The 8893-nt window shown below is 37.3% G+C and carries 6 protein-coding genes and 1 riboswitch; of the genes, 2 read left to right on the forward strand and 4 right to left on the reverse strand.

Features of this window, described 5'->3' with window-relative positions; all coding sequences use genetic code 11:
* A complete protein-coding gene (locus tag Q0E71_RS05865; RefSeq protein WP_294796949.1) occupies positions 1 to 2649 on the reverse strand; it encodes a Cna B-type domain-containing protein in 2649 nt (882 codons plus the stop codon).
* On the reverse strand, positions 2600 to 4588 hold the full coding sequence (locus Q0E71_RS05870) for a hypothetical protein (RefSeq protein ID WP_294796950.1): 1989 nt from the start codon (positions 4586 to 4588) through the stop codon (positions 2600 to 2602). Before Q0E71_RS05870 ends, Q0E71_RS05865 begins: the two co-directional genes overlap by 50 nt.
* Before the next feature lie 189 nt (positions 4589 to 4777).
* On the opposite strand from Q0E71_RS05870, the gene Q0E71_RS05875 reads away from it, so the two are divergent.
* On the forward strand, positions 4778 to 5443 hold the full coding sequence (locus tag Q0E71_RS05875) for an MgtC/SapB family protein (RefSeq protein WP_294796952.1): 666 nt from the start codon (positions 4778 to 4780) through the stop codon (positions 5441 to 5443).
* Positions 5444 to 5513: 70 nt separating this feature from the next.
* Here the strand turns inward: Q0E71_RS05875 and metK are convergent, their stop codons facing one another.
* Positions 5514 to 6701 carry a methionine adenosyltransferase gene (gene metK / locus Q0E71_RS05880; RefSeq protein ID WP_294796954.1) on the reverse strand — a complete coding sequence of 396 codons (1188 nt, stop codon included), beginning with the start codon at positions 6699 to 6701 and terminating at the stop codon, positions 5514 to 5516.
* A gap of 101 nt (positions 6702 to 6802) precedes the next feature.
* Positions 6803 to 6896: riboswitch (SAM riboswitch) on the reverse strand.
* 56 nt (positions 6897 to 6952) lie between these two features.
* Complete coding sequence (locus Q0E71_RS05885; protein WP_294796957.1) at positions 6953 to 8317, reverse strand: MATE family efflux transporter; 1365 nt, start codon at positions 8315 to 8317, stop codon at positions 6953 to 6955.
* Positions 8318 to 8460: 143 nt separating this feature from the next.
* On the opposite strand from Q0E71_RS05885, the gene Q0E71_RS05890 reads away from it, so the two are divergent.
* On the forward strand, positions 8461 to 8893 hold a 433-nt coding region (locus Q0E71_RS05890; protein ID WP_294796958.1), incomplete at its 3' end, for a CBS domain-containing protein.

Consider the following 8893-nt stretch of genomic DNA (forward strand, 5'->3'; position numbering starts at 1 on the left):
CTATTTACTTTTACCCTCATTAAGTTTTCTCTTTACAAAGAATAGTCCGACTAGAACTAATAGCGCTAAGACTATGGATAAAGTTCCTTCTTCGACACCAGTCTTTGGTATTCTGTGTTTTTCATGTTCTCTATCTTTTTCTTTTGGCTCGTCATCTTTGTCTTTTGATGGTTCTTCCTCTTCTTCTTTTGGAGGTTCTTCGCTGTTGATAATAGTTATGCCATTATTCATGCTTCCTTCATAAATAACATTAAACTTTCTTTCGCCAATATAGTATCCACCAGATACTTCACCTATTTCTTTAACAGTGTATATGTGTTTAATGCCATTTGCATCTTCTAGATCAAGATCTGTAAAGACGCCACTCCAGCCATTAGCCTCGCTAAGTGTGATGATTTTACCTGTAGCAGCTCCGTCCATATATAATTCAGCTTGAACTGCTTCTGTCTTTCCACTTGTTCTCCATATCTTATTTACGTCAAAGTCAATCTTTTTCTTTGGTGGAGTATTTTCTTTATTTGTAATTACAAATGAATGATTCATATCGCCTTCGTAGATAACGTCGTAGTCACTGCCTGAGATGCTGACTCTGCGCGATGCTTCGCCAACTTCTCTTACGCTATATTCATATTTAACTCCGGCTGCGTCATATGCAAGCAAATCTTCGAAACGTCCGCTCCAGCCATTGGCCTTACTAAGTGTGATCACATTTCCTGTCGCTCTACCGTCTTTATATAGCTCAACTTGAATTGCCTCAACTGGTATTTCATTTGTGACGTCCCAAACTTTTCTAACTCTGATATCTCTTCTTTGAGGCTTCTTTGGAGGTTCTTCTCTATTGATTATAGTGAAGCCACTGTCCATATTGCCTCTGTATATAACTTCGTAGTATTCGCCAGATATTTCTACAGTGTAGAATTTTTCGCCAATTTCTTTAATACTATAATTATAGATGTGTCCGCCATCAGATGCTTTCACTAAGTTCTTAAAGCTGCCGCTCCAGCCATTCGCTTCACTTAAGACTAGAGTATTGCCTGTAGGAACCCCATCTCTATATAATTCTACTTCGATATGGCTAATAGGCTTCATGCCTCTTATCTCCCAAGCTTTTTCTACTGAGATGTCTCTGTATTCTTTCTTTGGTTCTTCTGGTGGGTTGTAGCTGTTTGTGATAGTATAGCCTGTAGTTTCGTTTCCAGAATAGCTTACTTTAAATTCTTTGCCATCGAAAGTGATTTTATTATTTGTTTCGCCTGCTTCTTTTATAGTGTAAGTTATGTTGTTACCGTTTTCATCTTTAACATCAAGATCTTTAAATACGCCTTCCCAATTGTTTTCTGCATTAAGTGTTAATGTTTTTTCTGTTCTTTCATTATCTTTATATAATTCAACTTCTATTTTATCTGCAATAGCTTTTTCGTCAGTTGTAACCCAAACTTTACTTACTTTGATTTCTTTTGTCTCTTTTTCAGGTTCTTCAGGAGTGTTTGTGATAGTATAGCCTTCTTTATCTGAACCTGTTATTTCGCCCTTATATCCCTTAATAGGCTCTTCTTTAACTGTATAAGTTATTGTATTGTTATCATTAACTGTAGGTAAATCTTTAAAAGTATGTTTCCAATTATTATCTTTGCTTAATACAACCGAATCAACTTTATATTCTTTTCCTTCATAATTAGCTATTAAGTTTACGGTAATAGACTCAGGACGAATTTTCTTTTCATCATTATTATCGTCCCATTTCTTTTCTACAGACACTTCAGTAGTAGGAGCCTCTGTCCCAAATTTTATTGTACCATTACTTCCAATACCAGCTCCTCTTGTAGCTGAATAATTATTTTCTATAATTACTTTTCCTAAGGCTTCTGTAAGATCATTGCCTTTGTCGTTTGAATTTAATGCTAATTCAGAATTTGCTGGCAATGTAGCTTCTAGTTCATTATCTGGCAAAGGAATTATTTCAGAGCCTATTACTTTTTTCCAATCGTATGGTGCTCCACCTAACATCCTCTTATCAAGTTTGTATTCCGCTTGTCCACTATGAGACATATAAGACTGACTTGACAATAGATAAACTGTCTTTCCCTTATCATTATTTATTCCAGCGCTAGTTTTGTTACCATATATAGCAACGCCATTATTTACATAAAATTCTGTTTTTGATATAGGGCAACCAGCAAATCCAGCTCCTTCCTTATCAGAATTATTATTTCTTATTATAGCATTTGTTAAATATAGCTCACCGTTTTCACCATAATAATGTGTGCCAGCATAGTCCCATGAAGCAGGGAAGCCATTAACATAAATGCCTCCTCCGCCGAAAGCCTTTTCTGTAATTCCGGTTCCACTCATTTTGTTATTAGTTATTCTGCCAGATGATATATAAGCAATAGATTTACCACTATTAAATAGCCTACATTGTATGAAAATTCCTCCGCCTGAAGCTCCGGCTGTATTGCCATCAATAAGCCCACCTGTCATGTAAAGCTTATTTTGTTTTTCAACTTGTCTTGTTCCTAAACTTATTCCTCCACCAACTTCATCGGCAGAGTTGTTTATAACTTTTGCTTCTCCAGAGAAATTTATCGTGCTTGCTCCGCTAGCAATGATACCCCCCCCCCGCCGAATAAACTGCTCCGCCATAGGCATAATCAATCACTCGTTTAGCTTCATTATTTTGAACGACTCCACCAGAGAAGTTCATTGTAGATCCATATAAATAAATTCCTCCGCCATAAGTAGCTTGATTATCTTCTACAGATCCACCAGTCATGTTTATAGTCGCATTAAACGCGTTTATCGCTCCGCCCTGTGTAGCTGTGTTTTTAATATCCTTTATCTTGTTGTTTTTTAATACAGCGCCGTCTTGTATATTAAGCGTTGCTCCAGTATTAACTCTAATTAAAGATTTTTCAATGCTTTTATTTGAATTAGATCTGCCATCTATAATTATCTTTGATAATGTAGCTGTTTTTCCCTTAGCTACATTAAATAAAAATCCGTTATAATCCTTGCTTCTACAAACTTTAGCATTTGTTCCTTCAAGAGAAACATCTCCCTCAATGTCTGTTTGGCCAGTTACCACTATCTCTACAATAGCTTGATTGCTTTTAGCTATATCTTTTGCTTTTGCAAATGTTTTTACTGCATTTTCTTTTGATAGCCCATCGTTTTGGTCATCTCCAGATTTGCCATTCACATATACAGTATCGCTAGGCTTAATTCCGCCTAAGTCTTCTGTAATATCTAAATTGGTGTCATCTATCTCAGTTGGAGTTACTTCCTTGACATTGCCATCCTTATCCTTTATACTTACATTGCTTACTTTAAATATTTTAACTTGATTAGCATCGCCTGAATAAGTATCTTTAGGAGCCAATCTAGGTACTTGAAGAATCATTTTGCCATCTTCTGACTTCTTAAGATAAAAATCATAATGTAAAAGATATGGTTTAACTAGGCTGTTATCTTCCTTTTTATAATATTGAATCTCAATATCTCCGTATGGCACTTCTATATCTCTAAACTCTATCTTTTCTGACCAAGTATATGCATCTCCATCATAGATCATCTTTTCCTTTATTGTTTCATCAACTCCATCTATATGAAGCTCGTTAATAACTGTAAAATTATTTAATTTCCACTCGTCACTATCAAAAACATTTTGATCATCTCTACTCATCCAATAGTTAGTATATGTTGAAATAATGTAATCATAATCAGTCATTTCATATCTGCTTATATCAAAGCTTAGATAATGTTTTGCGTTAGGATCAACCACTGCTTCATTTACTTTTTCTTCGCTTATTTGTAGTTCTTCTTCAAAATTACTTTCCTTTACTCTTAGTGAATCTTCTTTTTCACCTATTCTTGGTAATTCTAAAACTGTTTTTTCTGCGTTTGTTTCTAGATATAAGTCAAAGTTTTCTCTTTCTTCGTCAAAGCTTGATCCGTCATCCTTTGTATAGTATTTCACTTCTAGATTATTGCTTAGTGTTTCGATGCCATCGAATTTTAAATCTCCAACGAAATCAGCTTTTTCTACTGAATAAGTGATTCTTTTTTCTACAGTTTCTTCAGCTTCGCCTTTTATGTGAAGTGTATAAGTGATATTTAAGTCCTTTACTTCTTCTGCCTTTTCTTCTGCAGAGCCTTCGCCGCCGCCTGATGGCAATACTACTGCTTCTTCGTTTTCTTCTTCATTTGATTCAGCTTCAGCATTTGTTTCTTCTATTGGTTCTGCTTCTTCAGATGAAATTTCTTTAGCTTCTGTTTCTTGACTCAAGTCAACCACTGTGTCATTGTCATTAACTTGATTTGCTTTGCTCTTTTCATCTTGATTTGCATTTGCTTCGCCATTTGCCTCTTTATCAGAAACGCTTTCATCTGTCTTTTCACTTTCGCTTTCAGCCTCATCATGCATTTGATAAATTTCATTCAAAGCGCTCGCATCTCTTTCAAGCTCGAAGCTTAATTTGTACTTTGTTTCTTCTCCTTCCTCAGCGCGCACAAACAAGCTTGGTGTTAGCTGAGTAATCACGATTACCATTAGCAATAAACATGCTAATACTTTTTTACTTACTTTCATTTTTCCCCCTTCTTTCGTTTTAATCGCTAAAATTATCATAGCCAAATTATATACTTGCTATGTTTTAAAACTATTTTGTCATTATATACCTATTCAATACAAATGTCAAGTAATGGCATCACATAAAAATATCATGGCTTTACTATTTATAAAAATTTATGTTATAATACTTAATAGGACGGTGATTTAATGGACACATTACATATTATAGGAAGACTTTTACTCGCAGCACTACTTGGAGCACTGATAGGCATCGAGCGCGAAAAGAAAAACAGGGCGGCCGGCCTTAGGACTCACATCATAGTCTCGCTCGCTTCTTGTTTAATCATGCTCATATCTGTCGATGGCTTTGAAGGTTTCTACGGTGACAAGGGCTGGGACGCGACAAGATTTGCTGGTCAAGCCATCAGCGGTATAGGCTTCTTAGGTGCAGGCACCATACTTCAAAAGAAAGATGTTGTTAAGGGCCTAACGACTGCGGCGACTCTATGGTTATGCGCTGCCAATGGTCTTGCTGTCGGCATAGGCTATTACCAAGGGGCGATTATCGCAACTATCATTTGCCTAATTACTTTAGTTAATTTAAAAGGTATAAATGATTTTCTAAATAAGAGAGAATTAATTAAGTTTTACATGCAATTTGACAGTGAAAACTTTAAAAGCAAAGAATTTAAAGAATTATGCATGAGCGAGGGCATCGAGGTACGCTCACTTGATATACTTGAAGAGGACTTAGAAGATTGTTCTTCAATTGAATGCACTTTGTCTTTTCCTCACAATTACAATATTGATTCTTTTCTTGATATTCTTAAAGAGGACTTATATTTAAGACGTTCAAAAGAAAAAAGCAAATAATCTTCATACAAAAAAGAACTATGGGCACGCTGCTCATAGTTCTCTTCCTATTATATATATAATTTATATACTATTTAATTTTAGCAAGTTTTTTGATCTCGTCAACTTTTTCTAATCTTTCCCAAGGAAGATCAATATCGTCACGACCGAAGTGTCCGTAGTTAGTAATCTTGTGGAAGATTGGTTTTCTTAGGTCATAGTAGTCGATGATGAAGGCTGGGCGAAGGTCAAATACTTTTTCAACTATCTCAAGTATCTTTGTCTCATCGATCTTGCCTGTTCCAAATGTATCTACGTTTATGGATATCGGCTTTGCTATACCTATTGCGTATGAAACTTGAATTTCGCATCTATCGCAAAGGCCTGCTGCGACTAGGTTTTTCGCAACGTGTCTTACTGCGTATGAAGCGGATCTATCTACTTTTGTAGCGTCTTTGCCTGAGAAGGCTCCTCCGCCATGTCTGCAGTAGCCGCCATATGTGTCAACGATAATCTTTCTTCCTGTTAGACCTGTGTCGCCCTTTGGTCCGCCTATAACGAAACGTCCTGTTGGGTTTACGTAAATGATTGTCTCGTCGTCAATTAGTTTTGGATCAACAACTGGTTTTATAACGTGTTCGATGATGTCCTTCTTAATCTTGTCAAGGCTAACGCCGTCCTTATGTTGAGTAGAAACGACTATAGTGTGAACTCTCTTTGGCTTGTCTCCGTCGTATTCGATAGTTACTTGTGTCTTGCCATCTGGTCTTAAGTAGCTTAGTGTGCCGTCCTTACGCACTTCAGCTAGCCTTCTTGCTAGCTTATGTGATAAGTATATGGCTAGTGGCATATAAACTTCAGTCTCATTACAAGCGTAGCCAAACATCATACCTTGGTCGCCTGCACCTATTAAATCATATTTATCTTTTGAGTGCTCTTTAGTCTCAAGCGCCTTGTCAACGCCTAGTGCTATATCCTTAGATTGTTCTTCGATCGATACAAGTACAGCGCAATTTTCTGCATCGAAGCCGAATTTTCCTCTAGTGTAGCCTATGTCGGCTATAACCCTTCTAACTACAGATTGTATATCAACGTAGCAGTTTGTTGTGATTTGTCCTGATACTAAAACGTAACCAGTTGATGCAGTTGTTTCGATCGCGCATCTTGCTTCTGGATCCTTTTCTAGTATATCGTCCAAAATTGCATCTGATATTTGGTCGCAAACCTTGTCGGGATGACCTTCTGTTACCGATTCAGATGTAAATAGTTTTTTATACATAATCTTCCTCCTTAATATATTTTTTCTAATTTAAAGCCGCAAATATATTCTCGCGGCGCATCGTGTAAAATAAAAAAACCTTCATAGCTGAAGGTTCGTTCTTCTCATCTTTCAGCTGCGCTGTAGGATTTGGCACCTTGCTAGCAGGTTGCCGGACTTCATAGGGCCTATTCCCTCCGTCACTCTTTATGAGACTTATTAAGTTCACTAATCATTATATATATAATTTTCGTTTTTGTCAAGCCCTTCGCCTAATTATTTTCTTCCAAGGCAAAACGTTCCCCTACCTTCTTCTTCACATAGATATAAGTAAAGACGTAGACTATGGTAGTCAATAACCAGGACAATGGATATGAGATATACAAAATCCATTGCTCGTGATACTTTTGAAATACACTCATGATCCACAATATTCTAAAGCCGCAAATGCATACGACAGCTATGATCATAGGTGTTAGTGAATAGCCCATCGCGCGTATTACGCCTGAGTAAACGTCCATGATGCCGCAAAGTAAATATGTTGTCGATATGACACCTAGCCTTAGCATCGCAATCTCGATAACTTCTGGGTTTGGTGTATATAATTTTAGTAAGAAATTACCTGCTAAATATGCGCCTATGCCTAGGACTAGGCCCACGACTGACACCATGACGATGGTTGTCTTAAGTATCTCGTCAACTCTGTCAAGCTTTTTCGCACCCATATTTTGCGAGGCAAATGATAGTGAGGCTTGATAGATGGCGTCCATCGCCATAAAGACGAAGCCTTCGATGTTGCCAGCTGCTGTGTTTGCAGCGACTACAAGCTTACCGAAGGAGTTGATTGAGGATTGTATAAGCATATTGGATATACTAAATAGTGCCCCTGTAAAGCCTGATGGCAAACCTATCCTAAGCATTTCGCCAAACTTTTTCCAATCCATCTTTAATTTATCTAGCTTTAAGTTCAAGTAGCCGTCGCTCTTCATCAAGCACAAAACTATTAGCACGGCTGAGAAAGCTTCCGAGATGATGGTAGCAAGAGCAACTCCGTCAACTGTCTTCTTTAAAACTATTACAAAGTATAAATTTAAAACTATGTTCATAACGCCTGAGATGGCTAGGTAGTAAAGCGGCCTCTTTGTGTCGCCTGCTGCTCTAAGTATCGAAGCGCCGAAGTTATATATCATAAAGCCCGGCATACCCATGAAGTAGATCTGCATATAAAGTGTCGCTAGATCAATAACTTCCTCGGGTGTTTGCATCAGTTCAAGCATTGGCCTTGCTGAAAAGTAACCGACCCCTATCATGATAAAGCCGCCAAGTAAACCCGATAGCATCGACGTATGAAGCGTATCTTGCGCGTCCTTGTATGAGCCCTTACCTATCGCCTGACCCATAAGCACGCTCGCACCTATCGATATACCGATGAATAGATTGATGATTAGATTAATCAGTGCACCGGTCGAACCAACTGCGGCAAGTGCAGCGTCCCCTGCGTAACGTCCGACAACTATAACATCGGCGGCGTTAAAGAAGAGCTGCAAAGTGCTCGATAACATCAAGGGTATCGAAAACTTTATTAATTTTGGAAGGAGTTTTCCCTCCGTCATATTAATTTCATAATTCTTTGACATAATTACACCATTCCTTTTATATCAATCAATTTTACTACAATCGAAATAATTTTTCAAGGCTTTTTGCAAAATTAATTACTAAATCCTTTATTTTTTTATCAAAATGTGTTATAGTATATGAATATAATATGGAAGGTGATTTAATGAATAAAAAAGTTTACGTCTCAGGTCATAAGGTGCCTGATACGGATTCAATCGCGAGCGCTATCTCATACGCCTACCTTGTCAATAGTCTTGGCAAATACGATGCAAAAGCAGTTAGGCTCGGCGATTTAAATAAGGAGACAAAATTCGTTTTAAAGCACTTTGGCGTGGACGAGCCAAAGCTATTAACAACTATGAAAATAAAATTAAAGGACGTTGATCTTGATGAGGCAGTGCTTGTAGATGAGGACGCGTCTCTATACGAAGCGATCAACCTACTTCGTGAGAAAAATGCTTATGTACTTATAGTAGTCGATAAGGCTGGCAAGATGAGCGGCATCATCGGTTTGAAAGATATTACAGAAATTTATACAAATATCTTTGATGACACTATTCTTAGTAAGGCTGATACGCCATTTAAAAATGTTGTTG

The sequence above is a fragment of the uncultured Fenollaria sp. genome (assembly GCF_934202865.1).
Classification (GTDB): domain Bacteria; phylum Bacillota; class Clostridia; order Tissierellales; family Peptoniphilaceae; genus Fenollaria.